Here is an 18183-nt window from a genome sequence, read left to right as displayed (position 1 = left end):
TTTTATTTCCTCTGGCTATGTGACAGTTTTTAAGTTCGTTGACTATATATCAAATTTTTAGATTGTTTTAACAATAGATGTCATTAAGGCAAACAGGGTGTTTCTATAGGGCTTTATTTTGTAATTATTTGATAATCAAAGGTTATTTTGTTAAGGTGGCGTTCCTTATATTGTGAGCTTAGCACATGGACGAAGTAAAAGTAGGTCGATTGGGTCCGTTTCCACGGGTCAGTAAACCTGTATTTATAACCTCGGCGTTGTTGATTGTCGGATTTATTATTTTTGGCGCTTTTTTTACGGAAGCGGCAGGTGCGGTTTTTAGTTTTTTACAAGATTTTATTACCGATAAGTTCGGTTGGCTGTTCATCGTTTTGGTCAATATGGCGCTCGTTTTTTGTATCTATCTAGCCATGAGTCGTTACGGCGATATTCGCTTGGGCAAACAAACAGAACGTCCGCAATATAGCCTTGTTTCTTGGATAGGGATGTTGTTTTCGGCGGGTATCGGTATTGGTCTGGTTTATTGGGGCACAGCAGAGCCTTTGTATCACTTCATGGCACCGCCGCTTGGTGAACCTGAAACCATTGCCGCTGCCAAGCAAGCGATGAATATCTCATTCTTGCATTATGGTCTACACGTTTGGGCAATCTACGGTATTGTGGCTTTAGCATTGGCTTATTTTCACTATCGTGTAGGCTTGCCATTAGCGATTCGTTCTACGCTATATCCTTTAATTGGCAAAAAAATATATGGTCCTATGGGGCATACGGTCGATACGTTGGCGGTATTCGGTACGATGTTTGGCGTAGTGACGACCTTGGGTCTTGGCGTGTTACAGATCAATTCAGGTCTTGAGACGCTGTTTGGTATTCCAAATAATACTACAGTACAGATTATACTGATTGCTTTCATTACTGTACTGGCCGGACTGTCGCTATTTATGGGGCTTGATAAAGGTATTAAGCGCTTAAGCGATATTAATATTTTTTTTACGGTTATCTTATTAAGCTTTGTTATTATTTTAGGTCCTACGCAGTTTATCTTTAACAGTTTCTTTGAAAATATCGGTAATTATCTACATCAAGTGATACCTTTAGGTCTATGGACAGAGTCTTATGAAGGTCAAGAAAATTGGCAGTCATCTTGGACGGTGTTTTATTGGGCATGGTGGATCAGCTGGTCGCCATTCGTTGGTGTGTTTGTCGCCCGTATTAGCCGTGGTCGTACCATTCGTGAGTTTATATTAGGCGTGTTATTAATTCCTATTACCATTTTATTCTTATGGTTCACCGCGTTTGGCGGCTCGGCAGTGCATATGGAATTGATGGCAGCGATTGATCCTAATATTGTAAGCCCTGGTCTTATTGAAGCGGTGCAAGCGGATACAGGTAGTGCCATCTTTAAGCTGATGGAATCTTATCCATTGACTTCCGCGCTTAACCTGTTGATTGTCGTGATGATTGTCCTTTGGTTTGTCACCTCGTCAGATTCAGCCAGCTTCGTCATTGACATGCTGACTTCAGGTGGTGATACCAATCCGCCGAAGATTCAGCGTTTATTTTGGGCAGGAACCGAAGGTGTGATTGCTGCGGTATTGTTAGCGGCAGGTGGTTTGGGTGCGCTACAGGCAGCGTCTATCGTGTCAGGATTTCCCTTTGCCATTGTTATATTAATTATGATGTATTCATTATTGCGAGGGTTAAGTCGAGATCGCTTAATCTTGTATCGCCAGCAGCAGTGGTTTATCACGGAAGAGTCGGCTGAACACAATTCAGCTAATGAATTCCGCGATGAGGATTTGTTAACGGGTCCACCTGATCTTGCAAAACCTGATGATTAGATTGTATAAAAGTGAAGCATAATCAATTCACTATAAAAAATCACATACTATTATAGTCAGTGAAAAGTAATATCGACACATGATGTACTGCTAGTATCAATTTTTCTTGCTTGCTGTGCCCATGCAGACAGAGGCTGCAAAAAATTTGTACCAGCAGTACCGTAGCGTTTTTAGAGTATTTTGACTATAGCATAAAATTAAAAAGTCCCAGCTTATGATTAAGCTGGGACTTTTTAGTTGCATTTGGTGTGTTAATCTAAGAAATATTTAATCGTATTATATCTATGAACATTCGCCTTTTGTATAGCTGACTGCTCCGGTGACATTACAGGCGGAACAGGCATTGCCTGCCGTTTGGGTGCTAAATCCTGTTGGTGTTTTGACTTTGACGCAGACAGGATCATATTGCATGGTACACATCGTTTTGTCTGAGCTACTAGGCGCACACTGAGTAAAAATATCAGCATCCGTTTTTTGATTTTTAGTAGCGGTGGCATGCTCTGTTTGAATAGGCGTAGTGTTGGGAGCCGGAACGTTGACCATATTACTACAGCTCGCCAAAGCCATGGTTAATGGTAGTCCCAATAGGAGTGATTTGAGCAATGGTTGTTTGAGTAAAAAAAGCCATGATTTTATTAAAATGTTGTACATAATAATATCTCCTTATAGTTGTAATCCGATAAATTTCTATTATCGATCATTGGTTTCAATCTTTTCAACTCTATCGATCATCGAGTGACCTAAAGCCAATAGTAGCCTATTTATAAAAAGTCATCTACCATCTACTCAGTGAATCAACGTCAATAAAAAACCCAAGTCTTATATTAAAACTTGGGTTTTACAGTGTTTTTTATAGGTCAAAAATAGCTGCTATTCAGCGTTTTTACCTTCCTGATTCAGGTCTACATATTTATCAAAATTTTGTGCATAATCAGTCAAATTATCGCTTAGCATTTGGCGATATTGCTTGACATAGAACTCGACGATATCGTCTTTTTCTTTAGCAAAATCATCGCCTTTCACAAAGCCAATAGAAGCAACTGAAGCGCTATAACGTGCGGCGGCGTACAATAAAGACGCACCTACTTGACCTGAATGAGCCTCAGGACCCAGTTGACTGTTTGCTACGCCAATAATAGCATCGGCACGTTGATAAAATGATTGCATTTCAGGGGTGATTTCAAGACTTGCATCAATTTCACTGTTTTGAGCGTTCTCTTGAGACATAAGCGACTCCTAATAATGGTTGGTAAATTTAAATGTATCACAGCAGTCTAATAACTGGATAAGATAATAGGCACAAAAAGGGTTTCAGTAAAAATTCTATAAACCAGCATCCGCTTTCAAAATGTCAGCTTTGTCTGTTTTTTCCCACGTAAAGGCGGTCTCAGAACCTTGGCGACCAAAGTGTCCAAAACTGGCCGTTTGCTGATACATCGGCTGCAACAAATTCAGCATACGAGTGATACCATACGGGCGTAGGTCAAAATGCGTACGAATCAGGCGAATGATTTCATCGTTACTGATTTTGTTAGTACCAAAAGTGTTAATCGAAATAGAAGTCGGTTCAGCAACGCCAATGGCATAGCTCACTTGTACTTCACAGCGATCTGCAATACCGGCGGCAACCAGATTTTTGGCGACATAACGTACTGCGTAAGCAGCACTACGATCTACTTTTGAGGGGTCTTTACCACTAAATGCACCGCCGCCATGACGCGCCATGCCGCCATAAGTATCAACGATAATCTTACGACCAGTAAGACCGGCATCACCGACTGGACCACCAATGACGAACTTACCCGTTGGATTGATATGATAGCGCGTACCAGCATGCAATAGATCCGCTGGTAATACTTGCTTAATAATAGATTCCATTATTGCTTCTTGCAGGTCTGCTTGTGAGATGCTTGGATCGTGCTGAGTTGATAGCACCACCGCATCAATGGCAATAGGACGATTGCCATCATATTTTAGAGTCACTTGTGCTTTCGCATCTGGACGTAACCATGGTAGCTCGCCAGCACGGCGCAGCTCTGACTGGCGCTGCATGAGACGGTGAGCATATTCGATGGGCGCGGGCATTAATACTTCAGTCTCATTACTGGCATAACCAAACATTAAGCCTTGGTCGCCTGCACCTTGCTCTTCAGGGTCGCTGCGATCGACACCTTGAGCAATCTCAGGAGATTGCTTGCCAAGCATATTAATCACAGCGCAAGTCTCGCCATCAAACCCTAAGTCTGAATGATGATAGCCGATACCGTTGACCGTATCACGAACGATACGTTCAAAATCGATATTGGCGGTCGTTGTGATTTCACCAGCCAATACGACGGCGCCAGTTTTGACTAGTGTCTCACACGCCACACGCGCATGAATGTCTTCACGCAAAATAGCATCAAGGATGGCATCTGAGATTTGGTCAGCCATTTTATCAGGATGACCTTCGCTCACAGATTCTGAGGTAAATAAGTTATATTCGCGCATAATAGGATCGCTTAGTTGCAAGGACTGTAATCTATAAACTCAGTCATTATTAAATGTTAACGGAAAATAAGGGGCAAAATTGAATCAAAAAATTATGACATTTTAACGTGAATTGAGGTAAAACTCTAGCTGTTGATATTAATGAAGAGATACTGGGTAGCAACTGGCCAAAAAGAATGAGGCGTATTATGGTTTTATCTCATATATTGAAGCAAATAAGCGTTTACTGATTCTGTTAACCATTTAATTAATTCGTCATCCATATATTGGTATTCGTCAGGAATGTCTAGAACAATCAGCCTTTTATTATTAATTTGGTCGCGAAAATGGTCAGTGATATAACTTTTATGCTTATCTTCCATCACAAATATGATGTCTGACCAATGAATATCTATCGAATTTATCAGTTTACGAGCTGATAAGTCTGAATCAATCTGACCAAACATTTAAATTAGGAGGGTCTTGGTAGATTCTTTCAGCAGTTGGACTACGCCATTGATTTTTGCTGCAAACAAACAATAGATTCATTAAAGCCTTCATTATAAAGTTTATTTATACTTCTAAAAACGCCGCTTTATCCTTAAACATACATTCGTCATAGACAGGACAGGCGCCGCATTTTGGCGTGCGTGCTTGACAAGTATAGCGCCCATGCAAAATCAGATAGTGATGCGCATCAACGATAAAGTCATCTGGAATACGCTCGACCAGTTTTTGCTCAACGATTAATACGTTCTTGCCAGTCGCAAGCCCTGTCCGATTACCAACGCGAAAAATATGAGTATCGACTGCCATGGTTGGCTGTCCAAAGGCGGTATTTAAGACCACGTTTGCGGTCTTGCGCCCAACACCAGCCAGCGATTCCAAGTCTTTGCGATTGTCAGGGACGGTACTATCAAATTTTTCAATCAAATCATGGCAGGTTTTAATCACGTTTTTGGCTTTTGCATTAAATAAGCCAATATTTTTAATATACGCTTTAAGTCCTTCTTCACCCAATGCCAAAATGGACTCAGGCGTGTTCGCCAACGGATATAACTTGCGAGTGGCAATATTGACGCTCACATCGGTTGCCTGTGCCGATAAAATCACTGCGATGAGCAGCTCAAAATTGCTGCCATAGTTTAGCTCAGTAACTGGCTCGTCAATCGTCGCTGCCAACTTTTCAAAAAACGGACGTACGTCACGATTGGGCATGCGCCTCGATGGTGGGGTATCAGCAGTTTTGTGTTTGACGGTTTTACTCATAGTGTTTTTGCTATCGTTATTCGCTATTATTTTATCTACTATTAAATTTGTGAAAGCTCTGATTGCAATGCGTCAAGCTCTGCTTTTTTGTTCTCATTTGGACGCATACTAAGCTGCTTTTCCAGTTTTTTAATTTTGCTGCGAAGCTTAGCAGCAGCAATGGTGTTTTTTGCTTGTGCTTCGCTGATGTTCAACGATTGACTGGCCGCATTATTCAGCTTTGCTTCTACCATGCTGACCACGGGTCTGCTATTGCTGCTATCTGCAAGTTGTTCGCTGACACGATTCAAATGAGTATGATAGCGCTGCCTTAAATCATCCTGCTCAAGCGTGCGCTCAGGTATCGACAGCGTGCGCTCAACTGTGACCAAATCGATGCAATCGACAGGGCAGGGCGCGATACACAGCTCACAACCGGTGCACAAATCTGTAAAAATAGTATGCATATGCTTGCCAGTACCAACGATGGCATCGACTGGACAAGCGGGAATGCACTTGGTACAGCCGATACAATCATCTTCACGGATGACGGCGCGTACTTCAACTGGACGCTGAGAAGTGATATCTAGCGGCCATTTTGAAGATTCAGCGTTTAGTATGGGCGTATCAGCATTGATAATCTGCGCAATAGCATCAGTCACTGGTTGACCACCCGGTACACATTTGTTATGTGGTTCACCCTCTAGCACGATAGCGACTGCATAGGGTAGGCAACCATCTGCATGATTACAAAGACCGCACTGCGTTTGTGGTAGACAAGCATCAATACGCATAATATTTGCCTGAACATCAGCAGGCAAAGTTTCTATATTCAGCGAATCGAATAAGATTGGCAAATTGGTTAGACGGATGTGACTGCTATTTTTACTAGTGGTGCTTTGCATGTGCTTTAAAACCTTAATATCAGTGCTAAAAGCTTTAAGTGCTCTGAGTACTAATATTAGAATAATGGCAATGTTGATAAATGCTAAATGATGCGTTGATATTATAGATTAAAGCGAGATACCTTGCTCATTGGCAATTTGCGCAATCAGCTCGTAAGCAATGCTACCCTTAAAAGGTATTCTTGGTAGCTTTGAGAGATCAAAAAAGTCGGCATGTGATAGCTCATCTTCTTGTAGGACAATGTCACCACCCGCATACGATGCTCGAAAACCAAGCATCAAATTAGACGGAAACGGCCATGGTTGACTGCTGACATAGTGGATATCAGACAAGCTAAGCCCTACCTCTTCTGCCACCTCACGTACCACCGCATGCTCTAAGCTTTCGCCCACTTCTACAAAGCCTGCAATCAAACCGTATAGTAACGGTTGGGACGACTGTAATAAATGAGGTGCTGTTTTTTGTTGCCCGTGCCGGTGATGATGTGCCAATAAAATTTGCATTTCACCAGATTGTGGGTTTGGTCGAGTAATGGCGGTAATGACGCAAGGCTGTACACGTGGATACTGACGCAATTGGCAAACGTCGCAAATCATAGCCCGCTCACCGCATTTGGCAGCTACAGTAGGTGCTGCGCAGCGACTACAAAACCGTGTATCCGCTTGCCAACGAAGTAGTTGTATGGCTTGGCTAAGCTGAGCCGCTAATGCTATGGGTAGCTGCGTGATAAGCTGCCGATAAGCTATAAAAGCGTTAATACTGTACTCGACATTACCATTATTTATGCCGCTATTTTCTAAATCACAACTGTCTAAAATGCTAGGCAAAGTAATATGACGTGCTATTGCATAATCGTCAGTGATGGCGATGCTTGCTTGTACAGTGACGGCATTGGCGTTATTTGCATCATTGACATCACTCGGCAGCGCTAAACTTTCAAATAATGTGACTTGTCCCAATTGATAAGCTTGCTCGCTACTGACATCAGAGTGTGCTAGCTCAACCTGTAAAGGCCACCAGCCATTAGGCGTTTGACGACATAGGATGGTTTCATCAGAAAGGACAAAGGCGCAGGTCATCATGTAGGTTTCCAAACGTTCAGAGACAAGCGCATATCAGTGCCGATATGGGCTTGTCTCTGTATAGATATTTAAATAAAGGATTACGCGGCAAGCAATTGGCTTAAGCTATGTTGCCCAACATCCAATGCTTGTTTGCTGACAGGGCGATTATTTTCAAAACCATCTAGATGATGGTCTACTGCCATCATCACATCGGCGATATAAGCCAAGGTGCCATCATCTATACGGCTACCACTGTTGATACGCTGCTGCAAATAATTTGCCAGTTGACTGAGCATACTGGCAGGCGTTGGCAATTGTAAGAAGCGCACCGCACCGCTCACTTGACGCAGCATTTCAGGGATGTTTTGAATATTAAGAATATCGCGCTCAGGCTCGGCTATGTAGTCATTGATCGCTTGTTCAGCGCTGGCAATCGCCGTACGACTCTCTTCTATCAAGGTATCATAAGCGGTATTGAGCTGATGTAATGAGATATGCGGATTGTTCAACGGCAGATAAATTGCACCCGGAGTATGCATCTCAGCCATGGCGATAGTGGCGTTTTCTGCATGCATGAGTGCGAGTAATAAATGATCAAAATCTTCTGAAGTAGGCGAGCGCCATGTGCTGACCGCTTCTGCCGCATTAATCAGGCTATTGGCGGCATTAGATAGACCGAGCAGACGTAAGGAAGAGCTTAAAGTGGTCAATTCTTCAACAATTTGCGAGGTTTGCATGTCGACTGGATTGATTGAGTCTCCACGGGCATAGCTGTCGACATTTTCTTTGATCGTGTTGATTTGGTTCTGGATAATGCTATTCAAAGTATCCGTCAGCTCACGGTTTGGACCAAACAAGAAGTGCTCCATCTGCTGACGTTGTGGGTCTTCTAACCGGTTGGCGGCATATTGCTCACGCAGTGTTTTCGCCGCCTCAGTATCACGTTGTCCGGCAAAGCTGACCAAATTAGCAAAACGCGTATCCATGACAGGCAGATAGCTTTGGAACTGCTGTTCGACATAAATAAGCGTGTGTTTTTGACTGACATTAAGCGGCAGGATGGCGGCGATATCAGTGACTGCTGCCGATGCGGCTTGCCAAAATAGACTGCTGGTATTTGCCGCTATCAAAGCACAGGCGGCTGCCATGGCATCCAATTTTTGCTGCGCATCTTGATTAATATTGCCGTCCTGATTGATCAAAGCGACGCCAAGCCCACTACGATAAGCATAGGTCAATAACTCTTGATCAAGGTCAAGCTCCTTTAGCGGCTGAAAATTATTTTCAGGATTGGCGATAATGACACTACTGTTACCAAAAGCAGAAAAATAATCAGCAGCAATAGGCGCTATTTGGCTATGAGCATTGAGCTTATTAATAATAGGCAGTAATAAAGTAGGCTCTACCGATTCAGTCAACAGCACAAACTCAACATAACGATCAAGCGTCATGATCGCTTCGGACAGATCCATGATTAAGTCAATATCACTATTGTCGCCACTGTCATAAAGCTCCTGTAAACCGTGTACAATCGCATTATTGAGTGCCTCTGCACCCACCAAAGATATCAGCTCAAAAATGCAAGAAAGCTGTTTTAATACAATAATAGAGTCTAATAATAATGGCGCTTGGCTATTGTCGTCATTAAATTCGCTCAAATGAATCTCAGTATCTTTGAGTATGACATTGACCTCATCGTGCAATAAGTGCAGCGATGGCAAATTGAAGTCAGTAACACTAAGCGTTGGCGCGGTCAATTTGATTTGCGTAGAGTGATTCATAATTATTTTTTCCATAAGATACTGACGAAAATGGCAAATAGTTAGACGGTAAATTAAAAAATAGCGCTAGGGCGTGTCATCATTTAGATTGTGAGGCTTAAAATGAGATAAATTGCAGTCAAACAAGGAAAATAACGCAGATAATATCGAGATATTAACCAGTCATTTGACGATGTTTGGTAAAATTTAGCCATTTTAAGACCACTAAATGATTAAGTGTGCTAATTGATGACATGCCCTAGATAAGGTTTTACTTTTTATCATTATAATAATCAAGACTATATTCTCTAATAACCAATATAAGAAGCGATTTTGATGACTGTTACATTTTGGCTTTTAGCTCAGGATAGTCGTCTGCAAGCGACGTATACCAGCTTTGGTTGGCGCGCTCATCAGTACTCGACTCAAGTAATAAAGCCGCTAAACTGGCAAAGCTAGCATGGGCTGTGTGTCCACCATCAGCTTGTGTGTCATCCTCAATCCCCAGTGTCACTTGTCCGCCGGTCATCGCCAGATACACTTCTGCTAAAATCTCTGAATCTAGTAATGCCCCGTGAAAGGTACGGTCTTGCTTACCAACAGCTAGGCGACGTACGAGAGCGTCTAAGGTGTTTTTTTGTCCCGGATACTGCTGCTTTGCCATGACCAGCGAGTCGGTCACTTTTACCCGCTCAGCAAAATCATGCATCCCAACCTTGGCAAACTCCATATTTAAGAAGTTCATATCAAACGAGGCATTATGAGCGATGACTTCTGCACCATCCATAAAATCATAGAGAGACTGCGCGACTTGATCAAAGGTTGGCTTGTCCGTTAAAAACGCTTCAGAGATACCGTGAATACGAATGACTTCCTCATCCATACCGCGCTGTGGGTTGATATAGACGTGGAGCTTTTCACCAGTGAATTTACGTCCGATCATCTCTACAATACCGACTTCGATAATGCGATCGCCTTTTAGCGGATCAAGACCTGTGGTCTCAGTGTCCATAATGAGCTGACGATCAGACTCATGACGATGAATGGGCTTGGGTAGCAGCGGTACAAAATATGGATTGGCACGGCTGGTATCACCATCGAACTTTGGCGTTTCTGTTGCTCTGTCAGCTGCTTTACTGACTGCTAGATTGGTGTCTATGTCGGACATATTGGGATTCATCGTGGTATCAGTCATAAAGGTCTGGACTTCCGGTATATCTGTATTAGATGTTGGGTTGCGAGCAGTAACCTGAGCATAACTTGTGTCTATTATATCGTTGTTATTTACTAAAGCATCAATATCGCTTTTATCAATATGATGGTCATATGACATACGGTTTTCTAATACTTTTTCATCTAATTGGGTTTTATCAAGCTCTTGGTCAGCTTCTTCCTCAGGCTCATCATCCATCATATCAAAACCTAATGGATCAAAATTCAGCCAGTCATCACTACTCGAGGGCTTTTTATCAGCCGTTAATTGCTCTTTTTTTTTAGTATTATCTTGAGCGTCTATTATTAGCGCTTCACTACGTGAGGTTACACCTAAGTTCGCCAGCTCATCTGCTTTTTCATTACCCGCATGTCCAGCATGACCTTTAACCCAATGCCAGTCAACATCGCGTTGCTGACAGAGCTCATCGAGTCGCTGCCAAAGGTCTTGATTGGCGACGGGTTTTTTATTCGCCGTTTTCCAAGCGCGTTTTTTCCATCCTTCAATCCATTCAGTGATGCCTTTTTTGACATAGCTTGAATCTGTCCAAATCTCGAGTTTTTGCTCATGCGAGCTGTGCGTCAATGCTTGTATCGCACCCATCAGCTCCATACGATTATTGGTTGTTTCTTTATCGCCGCCATACACATCCTGCGTGCGTCCATCACTAAATATCAGATGCGCGCCCCAGCCGCCAGCACCAGGATTGCCTTTACAAGCGCCGTCTGTGTAAGCAACCGTGGTATCTGCTTTGGCTGCCAATGGGTTTATGGCGTTGTTCGCATTAAATGGCTGGACTGCGCTGCGATTGTCTGACATAAAGATTGCTGACCTAATGAATAATAAATACAGGGTATGGCAAATCGATTTCACTCAAGTTTTGGGAAATAACTCGACCTGCCTATGCTGAGATTGAGTATAACAAATCTAGCATTAATAGGGGCAATCGGCCTGTACAAAAACCCAAAAACAGATATCCTAGATAGCAAGCTTGTCGTTTTCTGTTAAAATAGGGCGGTTGTGAGGATATGTCTATCAAGATATTGACTAAATTTGCTTAACCCATGCTTTTAATGCTCGAATGCAGGATCACACTATGATGTCCTTACGCTCAAAACCCTCTTCTAAAAATTTTAGCCACTTGATGATTGCGCTGGCGGCGAGCAGCATGCTGTTTTTGAGTGCTTGTAATGATAGCAATACTCAAGCTGATACCAAAAAGGTTGAGACGGTAGCAGACCTGTCTGTCTTTGAAGGCTGCTACACCGTCAGTCATGATGAGCCTGCGCAAATAAAAGTCAGTCAACAGGGCGGCGCGTGGGTCATGCAGATGAAAGAGCCGGCAAGTAGCGGGCGTGTTTGGGATGATGCTGAGCCGTTAGAGGTGATTGAGAATAGCGACATACCACAGTTTTTCTCTATAGATCCTGACAATGTCGATGCAGTCATTGGTCGCCCTGATAGAGTGCTGGTGCTGGCTCATGTCAAGCCTGTCTACGCCAATATCGATCCGCTACTGGATAGTGAGTATTTATCCTACATTTATCGCGGTGCAAATACTATTTACCGTGTCGAATGTGATGAGGTGAATACCGATATTTTGGCCAATCCTCATGCCAATATCATCATTGATAATGTTAAAGAGACTATTTAGCTAGGTATTATCAGTCAATGTTAAATACCTGTTATTTATGATAAAAAGTACTTTTTTATAAATACAATTTTGTTATAAACCTTTGTATCATTAGAGTTAGGCAATATGAATTTTTTTAGTTATGTGGTGTTGGGTGGGTTTTCTTATGCAGCTGGTTGGGCAATCAGAACCTATGTGCTCGATAAGCAGCCCCAACCTGAGCAGCCTTATAATCTTAAGCATCCTGCCATCTTAGCGTATCTAGGTGGGTTCTTTATTATTATGCTGATTGTCTCATGGCTAATCGGTCGCTACGTGCTTGGGCACGCCAGTATTGATGTGCCGTTTATTATCATAAACAGTCTGGTTGCAACCTTTGTCTATTCGTTCGGTCTTAATCCAGAAAAAGCCCGTTATGATGTACCAGATTAATGGCTTTTTGCACAAGTAAAATTAATAAAAATATCGTTACTCTAATATAAAGACACGGTCGATGGATATCTCATTGACCGTGTCTTTATAACAAATACTATAGAAAGTTATGTTGGCTATGTCGCTTAACAGAGCCTGCTAGGCAGCTATGACGACTTTTTAGTATCTACCTTATCGTCTTCCGCTTTAGATTCTTCCTCTTTTTCCGTACCCTTATTTTTATCTTCGAGCTTTTTATTGCTAGGCTTTAAGCTTTTATGGTTAGAAGCTGTCTGCTCATCTTTCCAAGTTTTGTATTTCAACAAATCCTTTTCCATGAGCTTAAGACAAAATTTTAGTACCAACGCATCATCGACTTGACCGATAAAGGGGATAAAGTCTGGAATAAGATCAATAGGGTTTATGACATATAGCAGACCAACCACTGCCGCGGAAATGGTTTTATAAGGGATATTACGATAGTTGCCTTGATAGTAATCTTTTACCAAACTCATGAGCAGTAGTAAATCCTTGGTATAACGCTCAAGGCCGCGACCGTTTTCGAGTTGGTCGTTTAGTTTGTCTTCTTTACCCAAGATGAGTTTAATACTATCCATCAGGCTTTTATTGTCTTTCTCTTTGTCAGCCATGCTTATCGTCCTTTTATATCAGTAAATATGTAGGGTTTATTACTATTAATCGTCCTTTACTATAACAAGAGTAGCGACTTCATCCAAATAAGACTGTGAATGAATCTGTATCGTTTTGTTGACTGTGACATCGTTTTGTTGACTGTCATAAGGATAAATCGACATGACCTAAACAATCCTAGACCATGTTACCGTCTTAACCTACGTTATAATACGATATTAAGGGGTTATAAAAATAAATATTTAGGGCGTGCTAAATAATACAACGTCTGTTCAAAAAACTCTAAATAAGTATTCTTTGTAAATAAATATCTCTTTCAATTAAGCCTCAACTAAATAGTACAAAAGGTAAAATAATGACCAAGATATTCTCTGCGCTTAATCGTCGCCAGTTTTTACGTCAAGTCGGTATAAGGGCAGGGGTAGGGTTATTAGTAACCCAAAGTATCACTCAGGCGCTGGCATCTAATGCCATTGAGCAAGATACTAATATACAGCTGACCAAAGACGATCTGCCAACTGGATTTTTTGATGAGAGTTTGGTACCGCAACCAATATCTTCTCAGGCAGTACAGACGCAAACGAGCTGTATCACGCCAAATATTGAGACGCGGCTTTTTGCCAGCTCCAATGTCGGTGGTAGTGACGAGCGTAATGAATTGGCATTGGATCGCATGGCTTGTGCGGGGTTTAAAGTGGATAATCCTGCGATTACCAAGCGGCAGTATTTGCGTTTTGCTGGTACTGATTCGCAGCGAGCCAGCGATTTGCAAAATATCGCCACGGGTGCGATCAAAGCACCAAAGCTGCTACTTGGTGTACGTGGTGGCTATGGCGCCATGCGCTTATTGCCGATGATTGATTGGTCAACGCTGGGTCGTATCATGAAGGAGCGCGGCAGCATACTCGCAGGCTTTAGCGATGTAACCGCTATCCAGTGTGCGCTACTGGCAAAGGGCGATATGAGCTCGCTGGCGGCTCCAATGCTTTATAGCGAGTTTGGCAAAACCAAACCTGATCAGGTCAGCTGTCGGCAATTTGTGGAAGCATTAACCAACCCTAATTTGGCTATCAGTATAAAAGATGCGTCTTTAACCAGTGCAAATTTACCCAGTATTTTGGCAACTACCGAGCCGAAAACAATAACTGGGACTGTTTGGGGTGGTAATTTAAGTGTGGTATCAGCGCTGGCAGGTAGTGACTATCTGCCACGTATTGACGGCGGTATTGTGTTCTTAGAAGATGCGGGCGAGCAAGCCTATCGTATTGAGCGCATGCTGTATGATTTGTATTTAGCAGGCGTGTTTAAAGCTCAGCAAGCGATTGTGTTTGGTGCCTTATCGGGTACGGCTGAAGACAGCTATGATAAGCGTTATGATGTGGCTACGGTGATTCGTCAATTGCATAAGCTGACAGGATTACCAGTTTATAGTGGCATGAGCTTTGGTCATATTGGGAAAAAACACAGCTTTCCACTGGGCGCGACGTGTCAAATTAGCCTCAATACAGTGGGTGGCTATCAACTGGCATTTACGGATTATCCAACGATTAAAGCTGATGCGATTCATGTGGAAGGGTTGTGGCAAAACGTTTAAATATAGTCGCTCCAATAATAAAAAATGCAGAGTGCTATTTTGAACGTAGTTGTTTTATAGTGGATTCACTTTAAAGCCGATGCAGCGCTATTGGCTTTAAATTTTTTGTAGCCTCTGTCACGCCTGCGAACAGCAAGCAAGAAAATTTTATAGCAATAGCACGTTACTATTTACTTTATTACAATCATATCGCTTTTATACAGCTCATATATTTTACAAAATAAACTTTTAATAAAGAAAATCTAAATTGCCAACCTAGAAAATTTATCTTGATATTCTTTCGGGGTCAGCTCAGTGGCGCGTTTAAAAAGGCGGGTAAATGAGGATATATCATCGTAGCCAACTTGCTCCGCCAGCGATTTTATCGTTACATCGCCCAATTCCAGTAAGCGTTTCGCCTGTTCAATGCGCACCGCTTGAATATACTCAATCGGACGCATGGCAACAGCGGATTGAAAGCGTCTATTTAACGTGCGCGGCGTGATATTGACCATGGCAGCCAAGCTACTGACTTGGATGGGCTGCTTGAAATTTTCCTCAATGAACTCTTGTACTTGCTTGACCAGTTGGTCTGCATGTGGCTTGTGTAGAGTCACATTGGTATAACTGTTTTGATTGCCTCTTTTACTATCGATGATTTGGGTTTTTGCCACTTGGGTAGAAATCTCACGCCCGCAATAGCGCTCTATCAATAACAATCCCAAATCATAAAAGGCACTTCCTCCTGCTGCACAAAAAATATTGCCCGACTGGGTTGTTAAATCACTTTTGGACTGGGTTGTTGACTGATTCTTTGATTGAGTGACAAATTGATTTTCTTGCAAATCAACCAGTGGATAGTCTGCCTTAAACTTACCCGCATAGCCCCAATGAGTTGTTGCTGTTAAACCATCAAGCAGCCCTGCCTCTGCCAAAAAGAAAGCGCCGCTACAGTTACTAGCGATATCGGCTTTGGTGTTCGCTAGCCGCTGTAAATGTGGGATTAACTCACTATTTTGGCTCAATACCTTATCGATTGAATCGCCAATGGTTGGGATTAATAATAAGTCGCACTCCATCACATCTCGAATATCGCAATGCGCTTGCATGATTAAGCGGTTGCTACATCTAATATCGACGCCGCCTAAGCTTGCTATCTGCACATCAAATCTCGGCTCTACGGCTTCACCCAAAAATCGCTGCCAACTGACACCGGTAAATGAAAATAGATCCAATGCGCCAGCAAGCACGCTACCGAGTACGCCATCAAAACCAAGAATAATCACTTTAAAAGGTTTGAAGTAGGGCATGAGTGTCTGGTTCCCTTTATCTATTTTGTAATAGCTATGGTCTAACATAACGGTTTTTTAGCTGAATTTTTCTAAATTAATGTCTTATTTAACCATGATTATGTCATAAATGACAATACGGTAATAGGTTAAATTAGATTAATATCAATTGATAAACAAATTTAATAAGCTCACGAGAACACTATGGCAGCAGATACGCTCATCAATGACTTTGAATTGCCCTTCCAATTATATGATGTATTGGGTACAGAAAAACTAACCGAACATCCTAAGTTTGCAGAACACAGCCGCGAAACCTTTGATGCGGTATTAGATACCGCCAATAAAATTGCGACCCAGTTATTCTTACCCCACAATCATATTGCGGATAAAAACGAGCCACAGTTTGATGGCAAAAAGGTGACCATGATAGACGATGTAAAAGTCGCCTTTGATGCATTTCGTGAGTCAGGCTTTATCGCGGGTCGTTATTCATTTGAAGATGGCGGCATGCAATTACCTGAAACTGTGATGACGGCAGTGGCAGGCTATTTTATGGCGGCCAATCCATCAACCACAGCTTATCCGTTTTTGACCACTGCGGCGATTAATGTTATCTCTCATTTCGCCAGTGATGAAATCAAGAGTGCCTTTATGCCGCGCATGTTAACGGGCGAATTTACCGGCACCATGGCATTAACCGAGCCGCATGCTGGCTCGTCGCTTGCCGATATCAAAACCACCGCTGTCAAACAAGACGATGGCAGCTATCGCGTCAAAGGCAGCAAGATTTATATCTCAGGTGGCGATCACGAATTGTCTGATAATATTGTCCATTTGGTATTGGCCAAAGTGCCGGGCGGTCCTGGTGGCGTCAAAGGAATTTCTTTATTTGCCGTACCGAAATATCGTTTAAATGAGGATTTATCGGTAGGCGCGCGCAATGATGTACATTTAACCGGACTTATTCATAAGCTTGGCTATCGAGGCGCGACTTCTACCGCACTGAGCTTTGGCGATGTAGGCGAGTGTTATGGTTATCTAATCGGCGAAGAGCATTTCGGCTTACGCTATATGTTCAAAATGATGAACGAAGCGCGCATCGCCGTTGGTTTTGGCGCGGCAATGATTGGCTATCGCGGTTATCAGTATTCGCTCGATTATGCTAAAGACAGAACACAGGGCAGAATCGCACCGAATAATAAACCTGAGGATGCAGCAACGGCAATCATTCAGCATGGTGATGTAAAACGTATGCTACTTGCGCAAAAAGCCTATGCTGAAGGTGGCATATCTTTGTGTTTATACGGCTCAAACTTAATTGACCGTATTAACACTTGTGAAGATGCAACATTGAAAGCTGAGCTGTCAGAATTGTTAGATTTATTAACGCCCGTACTTAAAGCATGGCCGTCTGAATATGGGCCAAAAGCCAATGATTTGGGTATTCAAGTATTGGGCGGTGCAGGCTACACGCGTGAGTATCAAGCCGAGCAGTTCTGGCGTGACAATCGTCTTAATCCCATTCATGAAGGCACAAATGGTGTGCAAGCGTTAGATTTGTCATTCCGTAAGTTATGGCAAAACAAAGGTCTTGGGATTCAAATTCTAAAACGCGAAGTCACCCAAGATTTAGAAAAAATTAACACGCCCGAGACTGCCAAACTTGCCGGTAAATTGATGCCGTATATGGGTCATCTGCATGAAGTATTGGTACATTTAAGCAAAATCCTACAGACGGAAAAAGCATTAACGCTAACCGGCAATGCACAAGCATTGATGAATATTTTTGCTTCAATCGTAGTGAGCTGGATTTGGATTCGCCAAGCCAGTAAGGCCGAACAGTTATTAAATGATACAACCGACGTTGAGAAACAAAACTTCTATCACGGCAAACTACAAGCGGCAAAATACTTTATCGATTGGGAATTGCCATTGATTAAGCGCGATATCGAACTGTTAAATAATGACAATGCGGTATGTACTGATATGCAAGCAGAATGGTTTTAAGTGATTGTTTATAAAGTTTTCAACATCAGAACCTTAATAAGATGACTAAAGAGATGCTGGGATAAATTTTCCGAAGCCTCTAGAGTGCACAGCAAGCGAGAAAAATTTATCCTAG

At 42.4% G+C, this 18183-nt stretch carries 15 protein-coding genes; 5 read left to right on the top strand and 10 right to left on the bottom strand.

Annotated elements, in window-relative coordinates; translation table 11 throughout:
• Positions 1 to 185 precede the first annotated feature (185 nt).
• Positions 186 to 1841, top strand: coding sequence for a BCCT family transporter (locus tag JMW90_RS08075; protein ID WP_201563018.1), 1656 nt, complete (start codon positions 186 to 188; stop codon positions 1839 to 1841).
• A gap of 282 nt (positions 1842 to 2123) precedes the next feature.
• On the opposite strand, the gene JMW90_RS08070 is transcribed toward JMW90_RS08075, so the two are convergent.
• The 8 genes from JMW90_RS08070 to dnaQ form a co-directional block, all read right to left on the bottom strand.
• Entirely contained in the window at positions 2124 to 2492 is a 369-nt protein-coding gene (locus tag JMW90_RS08070) for a hypothetical protein (RefSeq protein WP_201563016.1), read from the bottom strand.
• Between the two features lie 219 nt (positions 2493 to 2711).
• Positions 2712 to 3068: a DUF3144 domain-containing protein gene (locus tag JMW90_RS08065; protein ID WP_201563014.1), complete on the bottom strand. Its 357-nt coding sequence runs from the start codon at positions 3066 to 3068 to the stop codon at positions 2712 to 2714.
• A 96-nt stretch (positions 3069 to 3164) separates the two neighbouring features.
• Positions 3165 to 4331 (bottom strand): methionine adenosyltransferase, encoded by a 1167-nt coding sequence (metK, locus tag JMW90_RS08060; protein ID WP_201563012.1) that lies wholly within the window; start codon positions 4329 to 4331, stop codon positions 3165 to 3167.
• A gap of 552 nt (positions 4332 to 4883) precedes the next feature.
• Positions 4884 to 5579 (bottom strand): endonuclease III, encoded by a 696-nt coding sequence (gene nth, locus JMW90_RS08055; protein WP_201563010.1) that lies wholly within the window; start codon positions 5577 to 5579, stop codon positions 4884 to 4886.
• A gap of 41 nt (positions 5580 to 5620) precedes the next feature.
• Positions 5621 to 6463 carry an RnfABCDGE type electron transport complex subunit B gene (locus JMW90_RS08050; protein WP_201563008.1) on the bottom strand — a complete coding sequence of 281 codons (843 nt, stop codon included), beginning with the start codon at positions 6461 to 6463 and terminating at the stop codon, positions 5621 to 5623.
• A gap of 108 nt (positions 6464 to 6571) precedes the next feature.
• Positions 6572 to 7546 (bottom strand): NAD(+) diphosphatase, encoded by a 975-nt coding sequence (nudC, locus tag JMW90_RS08045; RefSeq protein WP_201563006.1) that lies wholly within the window; start codon positions 7544 to 7546, stop codon positions 6572 to 6574.
• Between the two features lie 80 nt (positions 7547 to 7626).
• The gene (locus JMW90_RS08040) at positions 7627 to 9309 is read right to left on the bottom strand and encodes a hypothetical protein (RefSeq protein WP_227691902.1); all 1683 of its coding nucleotides are present in this window, start codon (positions 9307 to 9309) and stop codon (positions 7627 to 7629) included.
• Positions 9310 to 9631: 322 nt separating this feature from the next.
• Positions 9632 to 11320, bottom strand: a complete 1689-nt coding sequence (dnaQ, locus tag JMW90_RS08035) for a DNA polymerase III subunit epsilon (RefSeq protein ID WP_201563002.1) — start codon at positions 11318 to 11320, stop codon at positions 9632 to 9634.
• A gap of 277 nt (positions 11321 to 11597) precedes the next feature.
• On the opposite strand from dnaQ, the gene JMW90_RS08030 reads away from it, so the two are divergent.
• Together JMW90_RS08030 and JMW90_RS08025 are read left to right on the top strand one after the other, a co-directional pair.
• Entirely contained in the window at positions 11598 to 12155 is a 558-nt protein-coding gene (locus tag JMW90_RS08030) for a hypothetical protein (RefSeq protein WP_201563000.1), read from the top strand.
• A 105-nt stretch (positions 12156 to 12260) separates the two neighbouring features.
• Entirely contained in the window at positions 12261 to 12566 is a 306-nt protein-coding gene (locus tag JMW90_RS08025) for a hypothetical protein (protein ID WP_201562998.1), read from the top strand.
• Between the two features lie 146 nt (positions 12567 to 12712).
• Here the strand turns inward: JMW90_RS08025 and JMW90_RS08020 are convergent, their stop codons facing one another.
• Positions 12713 to 13195 carry a YkvA family protein gene (locus JMW90_RS08020; protein WP_201562996.1) on the bottom strand — a complete coding sequence of 161 codons (483 nt, stop codon included), beginning with the start codon at positions 13193 to 13195 and terminating at the stop codon, positions 12713 to 12715.
• Positions 13196 to 13551: 356 nt separating this feature from the next.
• Here JMW90_RS08020 and JMW90_RS08015 point away from each other — a divergent pair, with 356 nt between their 5' ends.
• Positions 13552 to 14790 (top strand): LD-carboxypeptidase, encoded by a 1239-nt coding sequence (locus JMW90_RS08015; protein ID WP_201562994.1) that lies wholly within the window; start codon positions 13552 to 13554, stop codon positions 14788 to 14790.
• A gap of 242 nt (positions 14791 to 15032) precedes the next feature.
• On the opposite strand, the gene JMW90_RS08010 is transcribed toward JMW90_RS08015, so the two are convergent.
• Positions 15033 to 16079, bottom strand: coding sequence for a GlxA family transcriptional regulator (locus JMW90_RS08010; RefSeq protein ID WP_201562992.1), 1047 nt, complete (start codon positions 16077 to 16079; stop codon positions 15033 to 15035).
• Between the two features lie 183 nt (positions 16080 to 16262).
• On the opposite strand from JMW90_RS08010, the gene JMW90_RS08005 reads away from it, so the two are divergent.
• Positions 16263 to 18068: an acyl-CoA dehydrogenase gene (locus tag JMW90_RS08005; protein ID WP_201562990.1), complete on the top strand. Its 1806-nt coding sequence runs from the start codon at positions 16263 to 16265 to the stop codon at positions 18066 to 18068.
• Positions 18069 to 18183: the final 115 nt, after the last annotated feature.

This window comes from Psychrobacter glacincola (assembly GCF_904846215.1).
Classification (GTDB): Bacteria; Pseudomonadota; Gammaproteobacteria; order Pseudomonadales; family Moraxellaceae; genus Psychrobacter; species Psychrobacter glacincola.
This window is presented reverse-complemented; position numbering and strand designations above follow the sequence as displayed.